Raw genomic sequence first — 23,201 nt, 5'->3', positions numbered from 1 at the left:
AACTTGAGCGAGGAAAATCCCATCTGGCGGCGGATGCTTTTTGAGGCTATAATATTGAATAATAAGCGCACTTGTGCGTAAAATTATCAACGAGGTCGCGACCATGGAATTTAAACGAGAACAGTACCTAAAAACGTTGATCGATTGCATGCACAACGGGTTGATCAAGGTGATCACGGGGATGCGGCGGAGCGGCAAGTCGTACCTGCTGTTCAATCTTTTCACGCGGTATCTGCGGCAGTCGGGCGTGCCGGGATCACATATCGTCCCGATCGAGCTGGATGTCTGGGAAAACAGGCAATATCGGAATCCCGGCGCGATCCTGGATTATATCGAGTCGCGGATCGAGGACAGCGCGAATTATTATATCCTTCTCGACGAGGTGCAGATGCTCGACGGGTTCGAAGAGGCGCTCAATTCGCTGCTTCATGTCAAAAACGTCGACATTTACGTGACGGGGAGCAATTCAAAATTTTTGTCGAAGGACGTAATTACGGAATTCAGGGGCAGAGGGTACGAAATTCACGTTTATCCGCTGACGTTCAAAGAGTTTATGGAATCATACGAGGGCGATATTTACCGGGGCTGGGCGGACTACGTCGTTTACGGCGGGCTGCCTCTGGTCGCTTCGATGAAGACGGAAGCACAGAAGGTTAAGTATCTGACAGACCTTTTTGTGGAAACGTATTTGAAAGACATCATCGAGCGCAACCGCATCGAAAAAACGCAGGAGTTGGAAGACGTCGTCAATATTCTGGCGTCCTCGGTCGGCTCTCTGACCAATCCGAGCAAAATCCTGGCGACGTTTCGAAGCGAGCTGCATTCGCAGATCAGTCTGAACACGGTCCGGCGGTACGTCGAATATTTGGAAGACGCGTTTGTGATCAGCGCGGCGCAGCGCTACGACGTGAAGGGACGGAAATACGTCGGCTCGCCGCTAAAGTATTATTTCGAGGACGTAGGGCTGCGCAACGCCCGGCTGGACTTCCGGCAGACGGAAGAAAACCACATTATGGAAAACGTAATCTATAACGAACTGAGAAGCCGGGGCTTCGCCGTCGACGTGGGAATGGTTCGGAAGAGGGAGCGCGACGCCGGAGGGAAGCAGCTGGCCCGCCAGCTGGAAATCGATTTCGTCGCCAATTTGGGGAGTCGGCGTTATTACGTTCAGTCGGCGTTCAGTCTGGCCGGCGTCGAAAAAACCGCGCAAGAAAAAGCGCCGCTGAACTGTCTCGGCGATTCTTTCAAAAAGATCATCGTCGTCAAGGACGTCGTCAACGTGACGAGAGACGCAAACGGCATCACGACGATGAACGTTTTCGATTTTCTGACGAAGGAAAACAGCCTCGAACTGTAACGTTCCCGCGCGCTTTTGCGGTTCATACAACAGAGCCGTCCTTCCGTCCACGCGGTGCGGACGGAAGGACGGCTCTGTTGTTCACGGCGGAGTGACGGTCTATTCCCTGCCGTTCCAGCAGTACGTGCAGAGTTTGCAGGGTTCGACGCCGACGGCGGCGAGCATGTCGTCGAGGCGGTTGAACTTGAGCGAGGAAAATCCCATCTGGCGGCGGATGCCTTCCAGCATGGCGGCGTAGCGCTCCGACTCGGGGTCGCAGTATTCGTCGAGGACAGCGCGCTCGGGTTCGTGCCCTTCGAGTTTGCTGACGATGCGGCGGGCGATCAGCTCCATGTCGGAGTTGGAGCGCGAGAAGTTGATGTACTTGCAGCCGAACATGATCGGCGGGCAGGCGGGGCGGGCGTGGACTTCTCGCGCGCCGGTGCGGAACAGGAACTCGGTAGTCTTGCGCAGCTGCGTGCCGCGCACGATGGAATCGTCGATGAGGAGCATGCGCTGCTTTTCGATCAGTTCGTGAACGGGGATCAGCTTCATCTTGGCGATCATGTCGCGCTTGGACTGGATGGTGGGCATGAAGCTGCGCGGCCAGGTCGGCGTGTACTTGATCAGCGGGCGCGAGAAGGGCACGCCGGATTCGTTGGCGTAACCGATGGCGTGGGCGATGCCGGAGTCGGGCACGCCGGCCACCGTGTCGATCCGTTCGCGGCTCATGCCGTCGCGCCGGGCCAGCATGCGGCCGCAGTTGTAGCGCATCTGCTCGACGGAGACGCCCTCGTAGTGCGAGGACGGATAGCCGTAGTAGACCCACAGGAAGGTGCAGATACGCATTTTTTCTTCCGGCGGCACGAGGGTGGTCACGCCCTCGGGAGTCATCAGGTCGATCTCGCCGGGGCCGAGCTCCTTGTAGTCGCGATAGCCGAGATTGAGGTAGGCAAAGGGCTCGAAGGAAGCGCAGAAGCCCTCGTCCTTCAGGCCGATGGTCAGCGGCGTGCGGCCGAAGCGGTCGCGGGCGCAGTAAACGCCGTCGGTGGTCAGCACGAGCAGGGTCATGGAGCCGTCGATCATCTCCTGCGCGGAACGGATGCCCTCGACGAGGCTGTCCTTCTGGTTGATGAGGGCGGCGACGAGCTCGGTGGAGTTGATGTCGCCGGAGGTCATCTCGAAGAAATGGATGCCGGTGTTCTTCATGATCACGTCGAGCAGACGGTCTTTGTTGTTGACCCTGCCGACGGTCGTGATCGCGTAGGTGCCGTGATGCGAACGCACCACCAGCGGCTGGGGATCGTAGTCGGAGATGCAGCCGATGCCCATGGTGCCCTGCATGGCGTTGGCTTCTTTCTCGAACTTGGTGCGGAAGGGAGAGTTTTCGATGTTATGGATGGCGCGGTCGAACCCTTTTTTGCCGTAAACCGCCAGACCGGCGCGCCGCGTTCCCAGATGGGAATGGTAGTCCGTGCCGAAAAACAGATCGAAAACGCAGTCTTCCCTCAGCGCCGCCGCAAAAAAACCGCCCATGATGTCTTCCCCCTGATCGCTTCGCGCTGTCCGCGAAAAAAATTCGACGCGGCTTTCCCCGGAAAACCGCGCTCCGCCGTGCAAAAAATCTTACCAGAACATTTTAGCATAAAACCGGATATATTTCAGGGATATTGTGTCGCAGACCGGCAATGATAGTAAAAAATTCCGGCACGCTTCTCTCAAAAACGGGCGCCGTCAGGCACGGGCATCGCGTTCCGGTCCTTTTCCCTGACGTGTCTCCCCCTCCGCGCAGCAACGGCGCTGATTCTCCGGGCGGCGACGGACGGGAAACGCTTCGTCCCATAGCGACGATTGACGGACGCCGCCCGATCCCCCTATAATGAGAATAAAAAAGAGCGTCCTCGCCGGAGCCCGCGCTTCGCTCGCCGAAACGCAGGGCAGCCCCTTTCCGCGATCCGGCGCCCGCTCTTTGCCGTCGAAGGAGCGATGTCCCGTGAGCAACGAGATGGCTTTCTGCAAAACTTTTCCCGACGGTTCGCACGTCACCGTGCTGTGGAGCGAGCGGGAAGGGATGCGCCTGAAAACGCCGAAAGACCTCTGGTCCCTGCCGCACGATCTGGCCTCGGAATTCCTGCGCCGCGTCGCCGAAGGGCGTCCTTCCGCCGCCGACCGCCAGATCCTCGAAGACTGCGCCGATACCGTCGAAGCCGCGCGGGGCGGCGCGAAAGCTCCCTGACGAATCCCGCCGGCCGAAAGGAGCGATTTTCATGATCGTGATCATGTCCGAACACGGCGTGTCCTTCACGCTCGACCAGTTCAACCGTCTGTCCCGTCCCATCGTCTCCGTGACGAGCGACCGGAGCGGAAACATCTGCACGTTCGTCGGCGAGGAGGAGCGCCTGCTCGTCCGCCATGCCGACGGCTACTACGCCGACGAGTGGGGCTTCAAGTACGACGCGCTCCATTACGTCGAACTCGATGCGCAGGGGCGCGAGACAAGCCGCCTTGCCGTGAACCGGGTCATCCCGGTGCGATGAAGCGCTCCTGACGAAGAACGCGAAAGAGCCTCGTAAAGCCCAGGGCAGGGCTTTACGAGGCTCTTTCGCGTTCTTTTGGAAACACTCGGCGCCGCGGACCGCGACGGACGCGCCGGCCTTAAACGATCTTCGCCACGTCGTCAAAGGCGCGCTTGGGCACGAAGTAGTCGCGGTTTTCGTCCACGAAGTATTTGACGCTGCCGTCGGCGCCGACGGGAACAAGCGTGCTTTTGTGCGCCGGATAGCCCAGCGCGACGACGAGAAACACAGTGTCTTCCGCGGGCACGCCGAGCAGCGCGGCGATTTCGGCGCGGTTGACGGAGGCCATCAGGCAGCTGCCGACGCCCGCCTCCCATGCCGTCGTGGCGATCGTGTTGGCGGCGATGCCCACGTCCACGTCGGCGAACGCGCCCGAACCGGCTTTTTTGACGATGACGACAAAGGCTACGGGACGTTCGCCCTCGGCCGGCGTGCCGATCTCTTTGGGCAGATAGGCGGCCCATCTGACGAGCGGCTGCATTTGAGCCACCAGCGCGGAGCTCTGCACCGCAATGAAGCGCAGCGTCTGGGCGTTGGCGCCCGCACTGGCGATGCGGGCGTTTTCCAGCATGGCACGAAGCAGCCCGTCCGGCAGCGGCCTCTGTTCGAAGCGACGGTACGTGCGGCAGCCCACATAAAGTTCGGAAAGTGTCATTCGTCATTCGTCATTCCTCCTTCGGGAATCGAAATTGCGTGCGCCTTTATTTTAACAGTTTCGGGATAAAAGTGGAGCAAGAAACGAAACTGTTATTCATTTAATTTCGTTCTTGACAAACATAATGAACCAGAGTATCATTCACGGCATCAAACAGAAGTTTACCATTACTTCACTATCAACAAATAAGTTTATTCAGGAGGGATTTATCATGACAAAATGGCATATCGGCGCGATCGGACTGGCGGCTTCTTTGGCTTTTGCCGCGGCGGCCGAGGCGGCGCCCGGCGCGATGACGAAGGAGACTCTGACGGTGGGCACGGAGAGCACGTTTCCGCCGTTCGAGTTCCGCGCGCCCGACGGTTCGTTGCAGGGCTACGACATCGACCTGATCGAAAGCATCGGCACGAAGCTGGGCAAAAAGATCGAGTGGGTGGACATGTCTTTCGACGGCTTGCTGCCCGCGGTGATGACGCACAAGATCGACCTGATCGCCGCCTGCATGTCGGCCACGCCCGCCCGCCAGAAGAAGATCGCCTTCACCGGCGTGACCAACCATTCCGACTCGGCGTTTTTCGTCCTGCCCGGGCACGAAAAGGCCGCGGCGGCGGACTTTGCCGGCCTGACCATCGCCACGCAGCTGGGCACGATCCAGGACGCTTACGCGCACACGATCCCGAACGCCGTCGTCAAGAACTACCAAAAGAGCGACGACTGCTTGCGCGAGGTGCTTTTCGGCCGCGCCGACGCCGCGCTGCTGGACGGCCCCGTGGGCTACAAGTACTGTCAGGCCAAGGATTTCGCCGGCAAGATCGCCATCTGCGCGGTGACCAATGTGGCCACGGAATCGAAAGGATCGGCCTTCGGCGCCGCCAAGGACGATCCGGAACTGCTGGCCGCCGTGGACAAGGCGCTGGAAGAGATGAAGCAAAGCGGCGAGTTCCAGGCCCTGCGCGACAAGTGGGGACTCGACGACTGGAAGAAGAACGTCAAGTAACGCCGGCTCCATCCGACGCGAAGAAGAGCGCGCGATCTACGCCCGTCGTCAATGTTCCACGTGGAACATTCCGCACGCCTCCCCGAGACCGAGCGGTCAGCGGGGGGCGTGCGGCGCTTTTTCCCGCGAGGCGAAGCCCTTCCTTCGGAACGGCATCGCTCTCTTTACGGTTTTCTCCGCGGCCGGCTTCGTTTCCCCCGCGACCGCGAACGGCTCCTCGCCTACCTGACGGCCGCCGCGGCCAAGCTCGGCGGGGACATTTTGGACAAGCCCGTCCGGCGCCGGAACGGCGCTTTGAAAAATCCTTCGCGTTTCCCCGATTACATAAATAGAAAAACTTATGCGGATTTGCCGAGACCGGGAAACTCGGATATAATACGGGCGCTGTAAATTTCTTCTCTATTGAAAGGAAGTCAAAAGAATGAAGAAGTATCTCGCTGAATTTGTCGGCACCTTCGTGCTCGTGCTCTTCGGCTGCGGCACGGCCGTCGTGCTCGGCTGCAACGGCGCGCAGGTCAACGCCGCCTATCTGGGCACAGCGCTGGCGTTCGGCCTGGCGATCGTCGCCATGGCCTACTCCATCGGCAACGTTTCCGGCTGCCACGTCAATCCCGCCGTCTCGCTGGGCGTGCTGCTGACCGGCGGCATGAGCTTCGGCGACTTTGTCGGCTACGTGATCGCCCAGTTCGCCGGCGCCACGGCCGGCGCGGCCCTGCTCGGCTACCTCTGCGGCTGGGACAGCGGCTTCGGCGCCAACGCGCTGTACGGCGGCGACGTGGTGAAGAGTTTCGCCGTCGAGGCCGTGCTCACCGCCACGTTCGTGCTGACGATCCTCGGCGTCACCTCCAAGTCCGGCCACAACAAGTTCGCCGGCCTCGCCATCGGTCTGACGCTGACGCTGATCCACATCTTCGGCATCCACTTCACGGGCACCAGCGTCAACCCCGCCCGCAGCTTCGGCCCCGCCTTCTTCGCCAAGGGAGCCGCCATGGCCGACCTCTGGGTCTTCATCGCCGCGCCTCTGGCCGGCGCGGTCGTCGCCGCGATCGTGTGGAAGGCGATCGAGCCCGAGACCAAATAGCTCTGCTCCGCCCCAAAGAAAGGCCGCTTCCCGCTGAGGGAGGCGGCTTTTTTGATGCGCGCGTTGTCTTGATGCCGTTACAGCGGTTCCTGCGCGGAAGATCGTACTGGTTCTCAATAAAAAGGCATCATTGAAAAACGGGATCAAGACGCGGGAACCGGCAGAAACGATCCATGCTCCGCGCCGACGCTCCCGACGAAAAAGGCGCGACGCCCGGACGAGCGTCGCGCCTTTTGTATGAACCGTTTTATACCTGCGACAACCGGGACGGCCCTGCGCGCTACTTATTGAACGCGATTTCGAGCTGGGTGCCAAGAAGGGCGCGGTCGCCGCCGTTGAAGCTCTCCCAGAAATACCACAGCAGAATGGCGCCGATCAGTCCGCCGCCGGCATCGACGACGATGAAGCAGCTCCACGCGCCGTCAAGGCCCATCAGCTGCGGCAGAACCAGCAGCGCCGGCAGGAAAAGGAACCCCTGGCGGCAGAAGTTGAGGAACAGGCTCACGCCCGAACGTCCCACGGCGAGAAACGCGTTCGAGGCGACGATGCCCGCCGCCGCAAAAGGCATGCCAAGATAGCCGATGCGCATGGCCCGCACCGTGAGGCGGATCAAAGCCTCGTCGTCGGCCGCGAAGAGCGTGACCATGGCGCGCGTGAGAGACTCGGCGCCGATGAATGAAATCGCGAAATAGACGGAGCTGACGGCGAGCGCGCATAAGATCGTGCGTTTGACTCGGTCCGACCGCTGGGCGCCGTAATTGTAGCCGACAATGGGCTGAAGCCCTTCGCCGACGCCGAACACGGGCAGATAGATCAGGTTGTCCAAACAAAAGAAAATGCCCACGGCCGAAATGGCCAGATCGCCGCCGAGATCGTTGACGATGTTGTTGAAGAGCATCATGCTGACCGTGTAAAAGAGCTCCATTAAAAAGGGAGAAGCGCCTACAAGGAGCATCTCCCTGATGATGTCCCCATTGGGTTTCAGCGACGCGGCGCCGATTCGCAGCGACCCTGCGCCCCTGAGATAAAACAGCGCCACCCAGACGAACGAGGCGATCTGGGCCAGCGACGTTCCCAGCGCGGCCCCGGCGACGCCCATGTGCATGCGCGCAATGAAGAGCCAATCCAGGAACACGTTCATGCCCGAGCCGACGCACAGCGTCCACATGGCGTAACGGGGATGCCCCTCGGCGCGGATCAGGTAATTCAACGAGAAGCCCAACAGGTTGAAGGGCATTCCCCAGAACAAGATCTCCGTGTAAACGCGAGTCTGCGGCGCCAGATGGGGCGAGGCGCCGAACGCTTTCACCAGCCCGTCGAGGCAGAACAGCCCCGCGGCCGTGAAAAGCGCGGCGAACAGCGTCATGACCGCCGCGGCGTTACCGAGGACCGTTTCGGCATCTCGACGCCGTCCCTCGCCGAGCAGGCGCGACATCTGCGATGCGGCGCCGACGCCGACGAGCGAGCCGACGGCGATCACGAAAACCGTCAGCGGAAACGTCAGTCCGACGGCGCCAAGACCGTCGGCGCCGGTGAAACGGCCGATGAAGAGACGGTCGACGATGTTGTAAAAGGCGTTGGCCACAAGGCCAAGCGTGGCAGGCGCAGAAAACCGGAAGAGCAAACGGGCGACGGAGCCCTGACTCATGCTGGTCAACGTGGAAGTCTGAGTCATGATAAATCAACCTCATTTCGAATTCAGACACGAACGCGGGACAAAATTTTTGTCTACATTCACTTTTTCCTTCTCGAGTGGAGTGTGGAAATTCCTCATGGAATTCCTCATGCGCATGATTACATTATATATGAAAATCGAATAGATTCAAATGCGATAGGACACGATAGCCTTGAATAGGAAAGGATAGGGACGATTCAATCGCAAAAATCGGGGTGGAAAGCAAATTTGCCGTTGGGTCCTTGTCGGTCTGAAAAAACACGAGGGGAGCTGCAGTAAGCGCTTGCAAAAAAAGAGAGGCTCTGTACACAAACAGGAAAGCTCACGAAATCTCGCGTTTTCGCCATTCAACGCTCGTGCAAAAACGCGTGATTCACGAGAGCTCCTGCCGCGACGTCTTGACGGCGACGGTGCGGCTGATGATGCGCCGCCGCGGTCCCGTTTCCGTAGCCGTGATCTCGATCCAGCCGAGCTTGCTCAGGTCGCGCAGCGCTTGGGCGATCTTCTCCTTCTTCACTCCAAGCAGCGCCGCGAATTCTTCGAAATGGATCCGTCCGCCGCTGCGCCGCGCCTGCCATTGCAGCAGCACCATCCACAGCAGTTTGCACATCGTGCGCGGCTTCATGGCGCGGTACCATACGAGCAACGGCTCGTCGTCGGCCGCGGCAGGAACGGGGGCAGGCGTCGGCTCGGGAGGGTGCGGCGCGTCGGGAGCGCCTTGGACGATTTTTCCCAAAAGATTCAGAGCGTCAGTGATCTCAGCGCCCAAAAAATTTTCATCCGTGCTTTTTGCCATTAAAAATCGCTCCTCCTCTGCCTCAGGCGATCAGGACCTGAAGCGCCAGATCGCGGAAAAAGTCGTAAGCGTCCTTGTCTTTAGCGGGATCGAGTCCTTCGAAGCCGAGATAGCTGTTATAGCAGTTTGAGATCGCCGAGCGGTTAGGCGCCTCGCGGCAGCGGATGCCGCTCTGACCGAGCTGTTTGGAAACGGCGTCGCGGATATCGCGGTCGAGCGCGCGGCGCCTGTCGTAGCGCGAGAAGATGACGCCGTAAAGTTTCAGTTGCGCGTTGTACTGGCTGTAACGGCTAAATGTGCTGATAAACTGGGGCAGCGTCGCGATGGCCTGACGGCTGGGATCGATGGGGACGAAAACGCCCGATCCGGCCATCAGCGCGTTTCTCAACGCCAGCGTATCGGAAGGCGGCGTGTCGATCAGGATCAGCGAATAATCGTCGGCCGCCGCGGCCAGATACTGCGCCAAACGGGCCTCCCGATCGCCCTCGGGCGAAGGAATGACGTCGGAAACGGATATGTGCGCCGGCAGCAGGTCGATATGGCGGTAGCGTGTCGGGTGGAACAGCGTTTTCGCCGCGCCCGGAAAAGGATACGGTTCGAAAAGCGCGCGCAGCGTTCGCGCTTCCTCCGGCTTCTTGTCGCGCAGGAAGAAATCGGTACTCGACCCCTGCGGGTCGGTGTCGACGACCAGCAGACGACGCTCGGAACCGTATTCATCCCAGATTTTCTCGATCGCGGTGCCCAGAAAGCAGGTGATCGTCGTCTTGCCGACGCCCCCTTTGAGCAGCGAAACGACGATACGCTTCTGACGGAAGGGCGTTGATGCCGCCGGCTCGGACAACTGCGGGCGAATGTCGGCGGGCTGCGGCTCCAGAGGCGTGTCAGCCTCTTCCGCCGCCTCGGCAGCCCAGAGGCCATCGCTTGCCCCACGCACTTCGGCGCTGGAAGCGGAAATATTCGCGGGTATGCCCTCTTCTTCGCCTTGCGGCGCGACTCCGGGGACGATGCACGCCGAATCGCTGACGGCGACCTGACCGCACGGTGTCTCGCCAATACCTGTCAGAATGCCGTCATGAGCGGTTTCTTCGTTCATCGTTTCCTCGCCGTCAAGCTGCCCGAGCGGCGACATATGGCGCCCACGGGTCTCCTGTAACGTTTCGTCCTTGCCGGCGGTGGCAAAAAGCTCCTCCCCTTCCGCGCCCCGCGCGTCGGGTTTCGAAAAGCCGGCGCCGTCCCGCGGGAGATCATCCGCTGCGGACTGGAAAAGAAGCGGCTCGTCGACGGAGAGAACGCCGCCTTCCTCTTCCTTGGTCGCGACGGAAGCTTTGGTTCGCGGCGCGGCTGCCGCCGTCTCGAGATCCTCGTCGGTACCTTCTTGTCCCGGAACTCCCGCGGCGATATTTTCCGCCACCGCGGGCAGCATGACCGTCGCTTGAACCGCTTCATCACCTCTTTTACGCACGGCTGGCGCCGCGAAGCCGTCAAGGTCGTCCGGCAGCTCTTCAGGCAAAGTCGGCAGGCCATCCGCCGCTCCTTCCCCGGAGAGCGCGCGGCGCGGTCTCTCCAGTTCTGCCGCCGCGTTCAGCGCGGCGAAAAACGTATCGTCGCTTGCGGGGCGCTCGTTTCTTTTCGCCTCCGCAGCTGCGACCAGCGCGGCGAAAAGCGTTTCGTCTCCTGCTGGCAGCGTGGCATTCTGCGCTTCCGCCGCCGCCACGAGCGCGGCAAAGAGCGTATCGTCGCCAACCGGCATCGCGTCTTCGCCGCCATTCTCCGGCTCCAGAAGCCCGGCGTCGTCCAGAAACCAACGCCACAAACCGCGCAATGTGTCCGACAAAGCCATTCCATTCACCGTCCGTCTCTAAAAATTCCAGCTTTCGCCGCGGCCGCCTCCAATAGAAAAAGCCGCTGCGTTTCAGCCGCTGAACGACAGTTTATCATATTGCCGCCGACTCTGAATCCATATTTCAACGAAGTTACGGAACCGCTGATTAAATCGTCAAAGAGAGAGTATAATTAAGCTGTTCTAACCCAACGTCAAAAGAGAATAGAAGATGACCTAACTCAGCTTCGGTGATATGGGATACGCCAACCTCAGAAGAAAAACCCGGAGAGAAGCGTTCCTCGAGCAAATGGACAAGATGATCCCGTGGGCTGATCGGGCCGCCCTGACAGCGTCGCATTGCCCGTCCGGCAAACGCGGACGCCGGCCTCTTGGTGTCGAGACGACGCTGCGCATGTACCTTATGCAGAACTGGTTCGACTTGTCCGATGAAGGCATCGAAGACGCCATCTACGACAGCCATGCCATGCGCGCGTTCCTGAGGATCGATTTCCTCCAGCAGCAGGTACCGGACGCAACGACACTGCTGCACTTCCGTCATCTCCTTGAGAAGCATGAGCTTGGCAAAGTCCTGTTCGACGATATTCGGAACAGACGTGACACGGCCGGTTTGATCATGCACGGAGGCAGCGTCGTCGACGCAACGCTCGTCAGCGTACCGAGCTCAACGAAGAACCAAAACGGCGAACGGGATCCGGAAATGCATTCGACGGAAAAAGGCGGCCAGTGGTATTTCGGCATGAAAGTCCATGCCGGCGCCGACGCCGGAAGCGGATATGTCCATACCATCACCGGGGACCTCCGCCAACGTCCATGATGTGACGCAAGCGCACAAGCTGATGAGAGACGGCGTGAAGTTGCCTCCGGAGATTCAGGCTGTCTTGGCATCGTGAAGAGATACTGTGCCTGCCGCAAGACATCGTATCGGGGCATAGCGAAAAACATGAACAAATTCTTTGTTCTGTTTGGTTGTGCCAACCTTAATATCCGTAATGAATGCGCGTTTATTGGTTATGTATTATTATAGACGCAAAATCGACCGCCGCAAGCGTAAAATCGGGATAATCGCAACGGCGGCAAAAATGGGAAACGAAAGGAGTCTCGCCATGAAAGCTCTGTCCGTTCGCCAGCCGTACGCGTGGTTTATCGAGAGCGGGGAAAAGGAGGTGGAATATCGCACGTGGAAGACAGATTACCGAGGCGATCTGCTGATCTGCGCTTCGACGAACCGCGAGCCGGGGATCGTCGAGGAGTTCGGGGTCGAAGGCATGAAACAGTGTCCTGCCGGCGTGGCCGTCTGTGTGGCAACGCTGGCGGACATCCAGCCGACGGAGGGGATCTGGGGCTGGATTTTGAAAAATCCGCGGCCGGTTGAATATTTTCCCGTCAAGGGGAAGCTGCACCTGTTCGAGGTCGATGACGGGCTGATCCGTTTTTCGGCGCGGCGCTGCAAAACGCCGACGGAACTGGAGCAGGAACCGGAGTTTGACTAGCCGCGCGGCGCGCCGTCGCGCGCGAGTTTCGAGCGGGGAAAGGATTTTCGCAAATGGCCAAATCGCTGATGATTCAGGGCACCATGTCGGGCGTGGGCAAGAGTCTGCTCGTCGCCGGGCTGTGCCGCGTCTTCCGGCAGGACGGGCTGCGCGTGGCGCCGTTCAAGTCGCAGAACATGGCGCTTAACTCGTTCATCACCCGCGAGGGACTGGAGATCGGCCGTGCCCAGGCCGTGCAGGCCGAGGCCTGCGGCCTCGAACCCAGTTACGCGATGAACCCGGTGCTGCTCAAACCCACCAGCGACAAGGGCTCGCAGGTGATCGTCAACGGCGAGGTCTACGGCAACTACACGGCCGAAGGGTATTACGCCATGAAGCACGCGCTCTGGCCCTGCGTGCTCGACGCGTACCGAAAGCTGGACGCCGAGTACGACCTGATCGTCGTGGAGGGGGCCGGCAGCCCCGCGGAGATCAACCTGAAAGCCGACGACTTCGTCAACATGGGGCTGGCGAAGCGCCTCGGCATCCCCGTGCTGCTGGCCGGCGACATCGACCGCGGCGGCGTCTTCGCCCAGCTCGTGGGCACGCTGGCGCTGCTGGAACCGGAAGAGTGCGCGCTCGTCAAGGCGACGATCGTCAACAAGTTCCGCGGCGACCTGAAGCTGCTTCTGCCCGGTCTGAAGCAGCTGGAAGAACTGACGGGCCGTCCCGTGGCGGGCGTGGTGCCCTGGATGCCGCTCGACATCGACGACGAAGACAGCCTCAGCGACCGGCTCGGCCAGCGCCGCGCCGCATCTCCGCTCGACGTGGCCGTGATCCGCCTGCCGCGCCTCTCCAACTTTTCCGACTTTTCGGCGCTTGACGCAGCCGACGGCGTGGGCGTGCGCTACGTGGAAAACGTTCGCGCCCTCGGCGCCCCCGACCTCGTCATTCTCCCCGGCACGAAGAACACCATCGGCGACATGAAATGGCTGCGCGCCTCCGGCCTGGAAGCCGCCGTGAAGAAGCTGGCCGCGTCCGGCGCGCCCGTGATCGGCATCTGCGGCGGCTACCAGATGCTGGGGCGCGAGATCGTCGACGAAGAGGGCGTGGAAGGCGGCGGTTCGATCGCCGGCATGGGATTGTTGCCGGTCGTCACGCGCTTTCGGCCCGAAAAGCGCCGCACGCGCACGACAGCCCGCGCGGGCTCCGTAAAAGGCGTTTTCGCCGCGCTGAGCGGTGCCAAACTCGAAGGCTACGAGATCCACTGCGGCACGACCTGCCGCGACGACGGCGCGGAGCCGCTGCTCCGGCTTGAAGACGGCGCGCCCGACGGCTGCCAGCGCGGCAGCGTGTACGGCTGTTACCTGCACGGCTTTTTCGACAGCGAAGCCTGCCGCCGCGCCGTACTCGGCGCGCTGGCCCGTCGCAAGGGGGTGACGCTCGACGCGCGTCCGTTCGACTGGAAGGCGTACAAGGAGCGGCAGTACGACACGCTGGCTCAGACCCTGCGCGAGCATCTCGACATGGCCCTGATCCGCCGCCTCGTCGACCGCGAGGCGTAGCGCGCCGGCGAAACGGACGCCTTCGAAAATGTTCCACGTGGAACATTTTTCACCGAACATGGCATGAGTCGTTGCAAAAACACGATTCAATCGATCTGCCGCGCCGCGCTCGAAAAAGCGGATTCCGCGCCGGAGCGACTGTGCCCGGCGTCATTTATGGGAGGTCACGATCGTGAAAAACATCGACGAACTGAACGTGAACGTTTTCGAACTTTTCAACAAGGACTGGGCGTTGCTGGCGGCCGGATCGATCGGCAATTACAACGCCATGACCATCGGCTGGGGGCAGCTGGGCACGCTGTGGAACAAGAACGTCGTCACGGTCTTCGTCAAGCCCGTGCGCTGCACGCACGGCTTCATGGACGCAAACGAATATTTCACCGTCGGCTTCTATCCCCAAGAATACCGCCGCGACCTGACGATCCTCGGCTCCAAATCGGGGCGCGACGGCGATAAAATCGCGCTGACCCGCCTGACGCCGCGGGCGGTCGTACACGGCGTCACCTTCGCCCAGGCCGAACTGACGCTGATCTGCAAAAAAATCTACCGCCACGACATGGAACTGGCGAACATCCCCGCCGACGCGGCCAAAGCTTATTACGCCGAAGAAGCTCCCCACACGATTTACATCGGCGAAGTCGTCGGTTTCGTCGAGAGTTAAACGATCGTCTGCCGACGGTGCGGTGGGAAACTGAAAAATAGAGACGTTCGCGAAAGCCGCGTCCGGATTTTCACCGCGCGTTCTGAAGGGCTTGCCGCAGTGCGATCGCCCCTTCAGGACGCGCCGGGGCACGCCGCCGCGGAAGATTTTGAAGCGACGGCGATTATTTCGGAAAAGAAACGGAGTGTGTATGACGTGACACATATCTTCAAAGACCGCACGGCGACGCCTGAGGTGGAACGATGAACCTGTTTTCCCCGGCGGAAGTCGTCGCCAATTACGCCGCGGCGGGAGCTGCGAAAACGCGTCTGCCTGTCTGGAAGATCTTGCTGCTGGGCATGCTGGCGGGGTTCTGCATCGCCATAGCGGCTGCGGCGGCAAACGTAATTTCGCACGGCGCCGGCGCAGCCGCATCGGTTCGCCTGTTGTCGGGACTGGTCTTCCCTTTTGGCCTGATCATGGTGGTCCTGCTGGGCGCGGAGTTGTTCACAGGCAACTGCCTGATCTCCATCGCCGTGCTTGACGGCACGGCGACCGTCGGCAGCATGGTGCGCAACTGGGGCTGCGCCTACGTCGGGAACTTCGTCGGCGCGGCGCTGACCGCCGCCGCGGGCGTTTATGCAGGACAGCTGCATTACTCCGACGGCGGACTGGCGCTGTTCACGATGAAACTCGCGACCGCGAAGTGCGCGCTGGATTTTGTCCCGGCCGTGCTGCTGGGAGCGCTGTGCAATATCCTTGTCTGTGCGGCCGTGCTGTTGGCCCTTTCCGGCAAAGACCTGTGCGGGCGCGCCGCGGGCGCGTACTTTCCCATAGCGTTTTTCGTCATGTGCGGTTTCGAACACAGCGTGGCGAACATGTTCTACGTCCCCGCCGCTCTGTTCGCAAAGAACGTGCCGCTGTACGCGCAGAAGGCGGCGGAGGCCGGCCTTGACCTGAGCGGACTGACGTGGAAAAATTTCCTCGCCGGCAATCTCCTGCCCGTGACGCTGGGCAACATCGTCGGCGGCGTGCTGTTCGGCGCGCTGATGTGGGGCTGCTTCGCGAAAAAGAAAGCGTGAACCGAATCGGGGAAATGAAAAAAGCTTCAACCGAACGCGAACGTTCGGTTGAAGCTTTTTGTTGTCGCGGGAATCACACGTCCAGATTGTGCACTTCATGGGCGTGCTCTTCGATGAACTGGCGGCGCGGCTCGACGCGGTCGCCCATGAGGATGTCGAAGTACTGGTCGGCGCCGGCCAGGTCGTCCAGCTCGATCTGCTTGAGCAGGCGCGTGGCGGGGTCCATCGTCGTCTCCCAGAGCTGGCCGGGATTCATCTCGCCCAGGCCCTTGTAGCGCTGCACGGCGGCTTTTTTGCCGTCGGCCGCAAGTCCGTCCATGACTTTGCGCAGCTCCTTGTCGCTGTAGAGGTAGTCGACTTTCTTGCCGACCTGCACGCGATAGAGCGGCGGCACGGCCAGATAGATATGGCCTTTTTCGATCAGCTCGCGCATGTGGCGGAAGAAGAACGTCAGCAGCAGCGTGCTGATGTGGGCGCCGTCGACGTCGGCGTCGGTCATGATGATGATCTTGTTGTAGCGCAGCTTGCCGATGTCGAAGTCCTCGCCGATGCCGCAGCCGAGCGCCTGGATGATGACGCGGATCTCCTTGCTGCCGAGCATCTTGTCCATGCGCGCCTTCTCGACGTTGAGGATCTTGCCGCGCAGGGGCAGGATGGCCTGGAACTTGCGGTCGCGCCCCTGCTTGGCGCTGCCGCCGGCCGAGTCTCCCTCGACGATGTAGACCTCGCAGTTCTCGGCGGTGCGGCTGGAACAGTCGGCCAGCTTGCCCGGCAGCGAAAGGCCGCTCATCGCCGATTTGCGCACGAGCTCGCGGGCCTTCTTGGCGGCTTCGCGGGCCTGGCGGGCCTTGATGGCTTTTTCGATGATCGGCTTGATCACCGACGGATCCTCTTCGAGCTCCTGCAGGATGCCGTCGTAGAGAATCGAATCGACGATGCCCTTGACGTTGCCGTTGCCCAGCTTGGTCTTGGTCTGTCCTTCGAACTGGGGATTGCCCAGCTTGACGGAAAGCACGCAGGTCAGCCCCTCGCGCAGGTCGTCGCCGGAGAGGTTTTCGTCCTTTTCCTTGAGCACGCCGGCGCGGCGGGCCCCCTCGTTGATGCCGCGCGTGATGGCGCTGCGCAGGCCGGCCACGTGAGTTCCGCCCTCGATCGTGTTGATCAGGTTGGCGAACGAGTAAAGCCGCTCGATGTACTCGTCGGTGTACTGAAAGCCGACTTCCACCGCCACGCCGTCCTTTTCGCCGCGGATGACGATCGGTTTGGGCGTCAGCGTCTGCTTGCCCTGATTGAGGTAGGCGACGAACTCCGAGACGCCGCCTTCGTAATGATACGTCCAGGTCTTGCCTTCGGCCTCGTCGACGAAGACGAACTTGAGCCCGGGGATCAGGAAGGCCATTTCGCGGAAGCGGTTGCCCAGCGTTTCGGCCGAAAAGGTCACCTCGTCGAAAATCTCCGCGTCGGGCCTGAACGTCACCGTCGTGCCGCGCTTCGCCGTCGGGGTGCCGCCGGTCAGGCCGGAAACGGGCGTGCCGCGCTCGAAACGTTCGTGCCATTCCCTGCCGTCGCGGTAGACCGTGACCTCCAGCCACTCGGAAAGCGCGTTCACGACCGAGACGCCGACGCCGTGCAGCCCGCCGGAAATCTTGTAATTGTGGTTGTCGAACTTGCCGCCCGCGTGCAGCACCGTCAGCACCACCTCGAGGGCGGGACGCCCGTTGGAAGGATGCGGATCCACGGGGATGCCGCGGCCGTTGTCGGACACGCTGACGCTCTGGTCGGCGTGCAGCGTCACCGCGATCTCCGAGCAGAAGCCGGCCAGCGCTTCGTCGACCGCGTTGTCGACCACCTCGTACACGCAGTGGTGAAGGCCCCTCGTCGTCGTGTCGCCGATGTACATGCCCGGCCGCTTGCGGACGGGGTCGAGACCTTCCAGAATCTGTATGTCTTCGGCTGTGTACTGAGTGCTCATGAACCATTGACCTCCTGTGAACGGGGAAGCTCCACATGCCGCGCTCCCCTCATCAATTCCCGATAGCGCCGCCTCAGCGTCACCGGACGGAATCCCGTCACGCCGGTGTGCCCGTCGCCGTAATAAACCGTGGTGCGCCCTTCGTCGTGGACCAGCGCGACGACGTTCTCGAGGAAAATGCAGTCCTCGCCTTCGATGGGAATGAACATGCCGGGCCTCCTTCCAACGCCGCGCGGGCAGATTTATGGAACCAGAACCAATCTATTATAGCAGAAAAAACGACGAAGCTTCGGCCTCGGCGCACCTTTTGAGCAAACTTGGGAGGGGAAATGCCGGCGCCGGAGGCCGCTTTTTGGGATCTTCATTCCCTTGCGAAAACCAGGATACATGTTTTGATTTTGCAGCGCGGCGTGATATAGTAAGCTCACGGTCATCCGTTCAACATGAAGAGGGGGTCATGTCATGGATAAGATCAGACTGGGGAGAACAGGGCTGATGGTCAGCGCCTGCGGATTCGGCGCGCTGCCGATTCAGCGCATCCCGTTGAAGGACGCGGCCTATCTGCTGCGCAAGGCGTACGATCACGGCATCAACTATTTCGACACCGCCAACGCTTACAGCGACAGCGAGGAGAAGATCGGCGCCGCCCTGGCGGACGTGCGCGGTAAGATCGTCATCTCCACCAAGAGCGGCGGCAAAGATTACCAGACCGTGCTGGAGCATATCCAGCTCAGCCTGAAGCGCATGAAGACCGATTATATCGATCTCATTCAGCTGCACAATCCCTCGACGCTGCCCGATCCCGACGATCCGAACGGCGCCTACGCCGCCTGCGTGGAGGCGAAGAAACGCGGCTACGTGCGCTTTATCGGCATCACCAATCACGGCCGCGAGCGCGCCCGTGCCGCCGTGCTGTCGGGACGGTACGACACGCTCCAGTTCCCGCTCACCTGCATCGCGCCGCAGGAAGACATCGACCTGGCCTGCCTGGCGCACGAGCGTGACATGGGCTTCATCGCCATGAAGGGGATGGCCGGCGGCCTGATCGCGCACGTCGAGGCGGCTTTCGTGTTCATGAAGAAACATCCGTTCGTGGTGCCCATCTGGGGCGTACAGCGCGAGAGCGAGCTCGATCAATTTCTGGAGCTGGAGAAAAATCCGCCGCGCTTCGAGGACTGGGCGGACGAGATCGAAAAAGAGCGCCGCGAGCTGTCCGGCAATTTCTGCCACGGGTGCGGCTACTGTCAGCCCTGCGCCGCCGGCATCGAGATCCAGACTGCCGCGCGCATGAGCCTGCTCCTGCGCCGGTCGCCGGTGCCGCCGCTGATGTCCGAAAAGACCGACGCCATGATGATGCGCATCGAACAGTGCCTGCACTGCAACGCCTGCAAGAGCCGCTGCCCTTACGGCCTCGACACGCCCACGCTGCTGGCGGAAAACCTGGCCGACTACAAAAGCTTCCGCGCCGGCTGGCTGGCCGCCAAAGCGGAGGGGGCGAAAGCCTGAACTCCCGCGGCGCACGCCGAGGGGACGCGCTCCCGCGCTGCACGGCTGACGCTATTTCTTAATGAGCGAGGGAGATCCGCGAAGCGAGCCGCGCTGTGCGCTGTGTGGATTTTCCTCGGAGGTTTGGAGAACGTTCGCCGCTCGAGTCAGGAACAAGTATTATCAATTCGGCGGCGCGGCTTTGAGCGGAGCGGTGAGACGAAATGGACGGGGAAAACAGACAAATCATCGAGGGCGTGATCTGGAAGCAGCTGCTGGTCTTTTTCTTCCCGATCCTGCTGGGGACGTTCTTTCAGCAGCTGTACAACACCGTCGACGCCATCATCGTCGGCCGCTTCCTGGGCAAGGAGGCGCTGGCCGCCGTGGGCGGCCCTTCGGGCTATCTGGTCAACCTGCTGCTGGGGTTCTTCATCGGCCTCTGTTCGGGGGGCACGGTGGTGATCGCACAGTTTTTCGGCGCCGGCGACGCCGAGCACGCCTCACGGGCCGTACACACGTCGATGGCGCTGTCGATCGCGGCGGGCGCGGCGATGTCGCTGGTCGGCGCCTTCCTGGCGGAGCCGGCGCTGACGGCGATGGACACGCCGCCGGAGGTGCTGCCTCATGCCGTGAGCTATCTGCGGATCTATTTCGGCGGGATCCTGTTCATGTTCGTCTACAACATGGGAGCCGCCGTGCTGCGCGCCAAAGGCGATTCCAAGCGTCCCTTTTACCTGCTCGTGCTGGCCACGATCGTCAACATCGCGGGCGATATCGTCTTCGTCGTTCATTGGGGCTGGGGCGTGGCGGGCGCGGCGTACGCCACGGTCCTGTCGCAGCTGGCCAGCGCCGCGGGCGTATGGATCTTTTTGGCGCGCGAAGCGGGGTCTTTCCGGCTTCGTTTGCGCGGATTCCTCCGTCCCGACCGGGTGATCCTCGGCAGCGTCGTCCGCATCGGGTTGCCTTCGGGGCTCCAGTCGACGATGTATTCGCTCTCCAATATCGTCATCCAGTCGACGGTCAACGGCTTCGGCGTCGACACCGTGGCGGCCTGGACGGTGTGCGGCAAGGTCGACCGGATGTATTGGCTGATCATCAACGCGCTCGGCGTGGCCGTGTCGACGTTTTCCGGACAGAATTTCGGCGCCCGCAAATATGACCGCGTCCTGCGCAGCATCGGCGTGAGCGCGGCACTGGGGACGGCGCTCTCGCTGTTTTTCGGCGCGGTTTTCGTGACCTGGGGCGCGCCGCTGTACGGGATCTTTACCGACGATCCCGCCGTGATCTCCATCGGCATGGAGATCATCTGGCTCATCGCGCCCTGGTACTTTGCCTACGTGCCCGTGGGCACGCTGGCGAGCGGCATGCGCGGTACCGGCGATGCCATCGTGCCCACGGCGATGACGGCGCTGGGCATCTGCGGCTTCCGCCTGCTCTGGATCTGGTTTGTGGTGCCGTTCAGCCACAGCGTCCGCACCGTTTTCATCGGCTATCCGGTCAGCTGGGCGCTGACGTCCGTCTTCTTCCTGCTCTACCACCGGAAAGGGAACTGGATGCAGCGCAGCATTCTCCGCGCCGGGCACAAGACGGCGCAAAATACGTAAAAATCCGTCCGCTTTTCCCGAGAGGAATCGCGGACGGATTTTTTTGCGGGACCAAGGCTGTCTCCGCGAGAGACGATGAAAGAGGCTCAGCGAGCTGCCAGACGCTTTCCGATTTCATATGCGGCCTGCAGGTCTTTGGGAAACTGTTTTTCATGGACGCGCTTTTTATGGACCGGATCGAAAAGGCTGAGTTCGTACTTCGAGTAGTCGCCGACCTGTAGCGTGTCGCAGCAGGCGTAAGTTTCGAGGCTGCCGTTCAGCCCTTTCAGGGCGACCACGTCCGTCTCGAGCCCGGCTTTCATATTCTGCCGGTAATAGTCCCGCGGCATGTTCATGGTGAAGAAGCAGGCCGAATCGACGCGCCCCGTGAACAGCGATTTCGTCATGTCGTTGTAAGAGAAGAGGATGTAATGCAGCCGCTCTAGGAACGCGTGCGTCTGGGCCGTGACGGTGCCGAGGTAGACGGGCGAGCCGAGGAAGAGGACATCGGCCTGCAGAACTTTCTCCAGCACCGGGGACAGGTCGTCTTTCCAGTAGCATCGGCACGGAACCGCTCCTTTTCTCTTGCAGGCCATGCAGCTGCGGCAGCCTGTGTATTTGAGGTCGTAGAGACGGATCATCTCTGTTTCCGTTCCCGCTTCCTGCGCTCCCCGCAGCGCTTCCAGAAGCAGCGTGTCCGTGTTCCAGCCGCGTCGCGGCCCGCCGTTGATCGCGAGTGCTTTCATCGAAGATCCCCCATGAAAATACAACAGCGCCAATGAGACGCCGCGCTGAAAAATTATACGCTTTTATTTTAGACGAAACATCAAAAAATGAAAGTACGATGATAAAATATATATACTACTTAAAATGATACTATTGTATAACGGCGAGGAGATCTATCCATGAAAACGGGAAATGAGAAAGAAATATGCATGAGCGGCGCAGAAGAAAAAAGCGAATGCGGAATGAAGAAGATCCAGAAGATCTTCGCGGGAAAGTGGAAAATCGTCATTCTCTGGTCGCTGCACGAGCGCACGAAGCGCTTCGGCGAGCTGAACCGGGAGTTCCCGGAGATCACTCAGTCGGCGCTCACCCGCCAGCTGCGCGATCTGGAAGCCGGCGGTTTCGTACGGCGCCGCGTGTACCGCGAGGTGCCGCCGCGGGTAGAATATTCGCTGACGGCGACGGGGAAGAAGTTCGTCCCTCTACTAGAGCGGATCAACGCCTGGAGCTTGGAAAATCTGTAAAAGATTGTGAAGACCTGTGTGCTTACGTTCCTTGGACGTCTGATTTGAGAAATGTCGGTCCGAACGTCATGATCACGAGCAATAACAGCGAGCCTGCCTCGAGATGATCCAAGGCAGGCTCGCTGTTTTATTTGCCGAATTCAATCCGAAAGATCTTGCACCTCGCTCGCATGCTCTCAAGCGTTTTTTCGGCATTCGGCGCAGACGCCGCTGATCGTCAGCGACACGCCCAGGGGCACGTCGCCGTCTTCCAGCGTGAACGCGCCGGCGGCCTCGCGGGCGTCGATCGGCTCGAGATCCCTGACTTTGCCGCATTTGGTGCAGACGAAATGGGCGTGATCGCAGCAGATGCAGTCGTAGCGTTCGGCGTTCTGCAGCGCGGAGATCCGGCGGATCTTGCCGCTTTCCTCGAGCAGCTTGAGATTGCGGTAGACGGTGCCAAGGCTGAGATTGGGCATCTTCGCCTTGAGCTCCGTGTAGATGGCCTCTGCCGAAGGATGCTCGTGAGTGGAGCGCAGATAGTCGTAGATCATGTCTCGCTGCTGCGAATGGCGCGTTTTTTTCTCCTCGGGCATCCGGCCGCTCCCTTTCCCGCTACTTCGTCATCGACTCGACGAACCAGATCTTTTTGCTGAACTCTTTGATGTGGTCTTCCATCATATTCGCGGCGTCAAAAGCGTCTTCCGCGTCGGCTGCCTTGCGGATGTCCGCGGCCTGGTCCCTGAGGAGCTTCATGTCGGCGAGGAGAACGCCGAGCGCGTCGCCGATCGAGACCTCCTTGGACTCGAGCTCCTTGACGCTGGCCAGTTCGAGATACTGCTTCAGGCTCGCCGCGGGGAGTTCGCCGTTCATGCGCAGCAGTTCCGCCGCTTCGTCGAGAATGTCCGCGTAGTCGTCGTAGACGGACTCGAGATACTCGTGGACGGCCTTGAACTGAGAACCGACGACGTTCCAATGCAGATTGTGCATCTTGACGAACGACACGCCGATGTTCGCGATATAACCGTTGACCTTGTTGACGAGATTCTTGTTCATGAAAAATTCCTCCGTTTGACTTTTGAGTTGGAGACGAAAGCGTCTCTTTTTTGAATCTGACCGTATTATAGCGGCGGATTTTTCATTTGTCAATAACAGGAATCATTATCTTTTACGTTTTTTATTCCGCTCAGCGACAGAAAAGCGCAGGGAAGGAGAAT

Annotated in this window: 22 protein-coding genes and 1 pseudogene; 13 read left to right on the top strand and 10 right to left on the bottom strand. The window is 60.6% G+C overall.

Annotated features, from left to right (window positions below; translation table 11 throughout):
- The first annotated feature begins 103 nt into the window (after positions 1-103).
- Positions 104-1,357, top strand: a complete 1,254-nt coding sequence (locus RAH42_RS01090) for an ATP-binding protein (RefSeq protein WP_078015265.1) — start codon at positions 104-106, stop codon at positions 1,355-1,357.
- Between the two features lie 99 nt (positions 1,358-1,456).
- On the opposite strand, the gene RAH42_RS01085 is transcribed toward RAH42_RS01090, so the two are convergent.
- Positions 1,457-2,872, bottom strand: coding sequence for an amidophosphoribosyltransferase (locus tag RAH42_RS01085; protein WP_296427606.1), 1,416 nt, complete (start codon positions 2,870-2,872; stop codon positions 1,457-1,459).
- Positions 2,873-3,329: 457 nt separating this feature from the next.
- Between RAH42_RS01085 and RAH42_RS01080 the strand changes: the two genes are divergently transcribed.
- Together RAH42_RS01080 and RAH42_RS01075 are read left to right on the top strand one after the other, a co-directional pair.
- The gene (locus RAH42_RS01080; RefSeq protein ID WP_317539771.1) at positions 3,330-3,572 is read left to right on the top strand and encodes a hypothetical protein; all 243 of its coding nucleotides are present in this window, start codon (positions 3,330-3,332) and stop codon (positions 3,570-3,572) included.
- A gap of 31 nt (positions 3,573-3,603) precedes the next feature.
- Positions 3,604-3,873 (top strand): hypothetical protein, encoded by a 270-nt coding sequence (locus tag RAH42_RS01075; RefSeq protein WP_317539770.1) that lies wholly within the window; start codon positions 3,604-3,606, stop codon positions 3,871-3,873.
- 118 nt (positions 3,874-3,991) lie between these two features.
- Here RAH42_RS01075 and RAH42_RS01070 read toward each other — a convergent pair whose 3' ends face one another.
- A complete protein-coding gene (locus RAH42_RS01070; protein ID WP_317539769.1) occupies positions 3,992-4,567 on the bottom strand; it encodes a nitroreductase family protein in 576 nt (191 codons plus the stop codon).
- 211 nt (positions 4,568-4,778) lie between these two features.
- On the opposite strand from RAH42_RS01070, the gene RAH42_RS01065 reads away from it, so the two are divergent.
- Positions 4,779-5,564, top strand: a complete 786-nt coding sequence (locus tag RAH42_RS01065) for a transporter substrate-binding domain-containing protein (RefSeq protein WP_296427613.1) — start codon at positions 4,779-4,781, stop codon at positions 5,562-5,564.
- 421 nt (positions 5,565-5,985) lie between these two features.
- Positions 5,986-6,645 (top strand): aquaporin, encoded by a 660-nt coding sequence (locus RAH42_RS01060; protein ID WP_317539768.1) that lies wholly within the window; start codon positions 5,986-5,988, stop codon positions 6,643-6,645.
- Positions 6,646-6,925: 280 nt separating this feature from the next.
- Here the strand turns inward: RAH42_RS01060 and RAH42_RS01055 are convergent, their stop codons facing one another.
- From RAH42_RS01055 to RAH42_RS01045, 3 genes are all read right to left on the bottom strand, one after another.
- A complete protein-coding gene (locus RAH42_RS01055; RefSeq protein WP_317539767.1) occupies positions 6,926-8,320 on the bottom strand; it encodes an MATE family efflux transporter in 1,395 nt (464 codons plus the stop codon).
- Between the two features lie 373 nt (positions 8,321-8,693).
- Complete coding sequence (locus RAH42_RS01050; protein ID WP_317539766.1) at positions 8,694-9,116, bottom strand: helix-turn-helix domain-containing protein; 423 nt, start codon at positions 9,114-9,116, stop codon at positions 8,694-8,696.
- Positions 9,117-9,138: 22 nt separating this feature from the next.
- Positions 9,139-10,929, bottom strand: a complete 1,791-nt coding sequence (locus RAH42_RS01045) for a ParA family protein (protein ID WP_317539765.1) — start codon at positions 10,927-10,929, stop codon at positions 9,139-9,141.
- A 262-nt stretch (positions 10,930-11,191) separates the two neighbouring features.
- On the opposite strand from RAH42_RS01045, the pseudogene RAH42_RS01040 reads away from it, so the two are divergent.
- The 5 genes and pseudogenes from RAH42_RS01040 (at position 11,192) to RAH42_RS01020 (ending at position 15,715) form a co-directional block, all read left to right on the top strand.
- Positions 11,192-11,983, top strand: a pseudogene (locus RAH42_RS01040) (IS5 family transposase).
- Between the two features lie 79 nt (positions 11,984-12,062).
- On the top strand, positions 12,063-12,449 hold the full coding sequence (locus tag RAH42_RS01035) for an ASCH domain-containing protein (RefSeq protein WP_158606306.1): 387 nt from the start codon (positions 12,063-12,065) through the stop codon (positions 12,447-12,449).
- A gap of 53 nt (positions 12,450-12,502) precedes the next feature.
- Positions 12,503-13,993 carry a cobyric acid synthase gene (locus tag RAH42_RS01030; protein WP_317539764.1) on the top strand — a complete coding sequence of 497 codons (1,491 nt, stop codon included), beginning with the start codon at positions 12,503-12,505 and terminating at the stop codon, positions 13,991-13,993.
- 172 nt (positions 13,994-14,165) lie between these two features.
- Entirely contained in the window at positions 14,166-14,654 is a 489-nt protein-coding gene (locus RAH42_RS01025) for a flavin reductase (RefSeq protein WP_317539763.1), read from the top strand.
- Between the two features lie 242 nt (positions 14,655-14,896).
- Positions 14,897-15,715, top strand: a complete 819-nt coding sequence (locus tag RAH42_RS01020; protein ID WP_078015243.1) for a formate/nitrite transporter family protein — start codon at positions 14,897-14,899, stop codon at positions 15,713-15,715.
- Between the two features lie 73 nt (positions 15,716-15,788).
- Here the strand turns inward: RAH42_RS01020 and gyrB are convergent, their stop codons facing one another.
- Positions 15,789-17,687, bottom strand: coding sequence for a DNA topoisomerase (ATP-hydrolyzing) subunit B (gyrB, locus tag RAH42_RS01015; RefSeq protein WP_317539762.1), 1,899 nt, complete (start codon positions 17,685-17,687; stop codon positions 15,789-15,791).
- Positions 17,684-17,896 (bottom strand): hypothetical protein, encoded by a 213-nt coding sequence (locus RAH42_RS01010; protein ID WP_078015241.1) that lies wholly within the window; start codon positions 17,894-17,896, stop codon positions 17,684-17,686. The genes gyrB and RAH42_RS01010 overlap by 4 nt, the downstream gene beginning before the upstream one ends.
- A gap of 253 nt (positions 17,897-18,149) precedes the next feature.
- Here RAH42_RS01010 and RAH42_RS01005 point away from each other — a divergent pair, with 253 nt between their 5' ends.
- Together RAH42_RS01005 and RAH42_RS01000 are read left to right on the top strand one after the other, a co-directional pair.
- Positions 18,150-19,193, top strand: a complete 1,044-nt coding sequence (locus RAH42_RS01005) for an aldo/keto reductase (protein ID WP_317539761.1) — start codon at positions 18,150-18,152, stop codon at positions 19,191-19,193.
- A 203-nt stretch (positions 19,194-19,396) separates the two neighbouring features.
- Entirely contained in the window at positions 19,397-20,776 is a 1,380-nt protein-coding gene (locus tag RAH42_RS01000; protein ID WP_317539760.1) for an MATE family efflux transporter, read from the top strand.
- An 86-nt stretch (positions 20,777-20,862) separates the two neighbouring features.
- Here the strand turns inward: RAH42_RS01000 and RAH42_RS00995 are convergent, their stop codons facing one another.
- The gene (locus RAH42_RS00995) at positions 20,863-21,501 is read right to left on the bottom strand and encodes a flavodoxin family protein (protein WP_078015238.1); all 639 of its coding nucleotides are present in this window, start codon (positions 21,499-21,501) and stop codon (positions 20,863-20,865) included.
- A gap of 222 nt (positions 21,502-21,723) precedes the next feature.
- Between RAH42_RS00995 and RAH42_RS00990 the strand changes: the two genes are divergently transcribed.
- Complete coding sequence (locus RAH42_RS00990; RefSeq protein ID WP_317539759.1) at positions 21,724-22,005, top strand: helix-turn-helix domain-containing protein; 282 nt, start codon at positions 21,724-21,726, stop codon at positions 22,003-22,005.
- Between the two features lie 176 nt (positions 22,006-22,181).
- Here RAH42_RS00990 and RAH42_RS00985 read toward each other — a convergent pair whose 3' ends face one another.
- Together RAH42_RS00985 and RAH42_RS00980 are read right to left on the bottom strand one after the other, a co-directional pair.
- Positions 22,182-22,580 (bottom strand): transcriptional repressor, encoded by a 399-nt coding sequence (locus tag RAH42_RS00985; protein WP_078015237.1) that lies wholly within the window; start codon positions 22,578-22,580, stop codon positions 22,182-22,184.
- Between the two features lie 19 nt (positions 22,581-22,599).
- Positions 22,600-23,040 (bottom strand): DNA starvation/stationary phase protection protein, encoded by a 441-nt coding sequence (locus tag RAH42_RS00980; RefSeq protein WP_078015236.1) that lies wholly within the window; start codon positions 23,038-23,040, stop codon positions 22,600-22,602.
- Positions 23,041-23,201: the final 161 nt, after the last annotated feature.

Origin of the sequence: Pyramidobacter sp. YE332, assembly GCF_033060595.1 — a bacterium.
Taxonomy (GTDB): Bacteria; Synergistota; Synergistia; order Synergistales; family Dethiosulfovibrionaceae; genus Pyramidobacter.
This window is presented reverse-complemented; position numbering and strand designations above follow the sequence as displayed.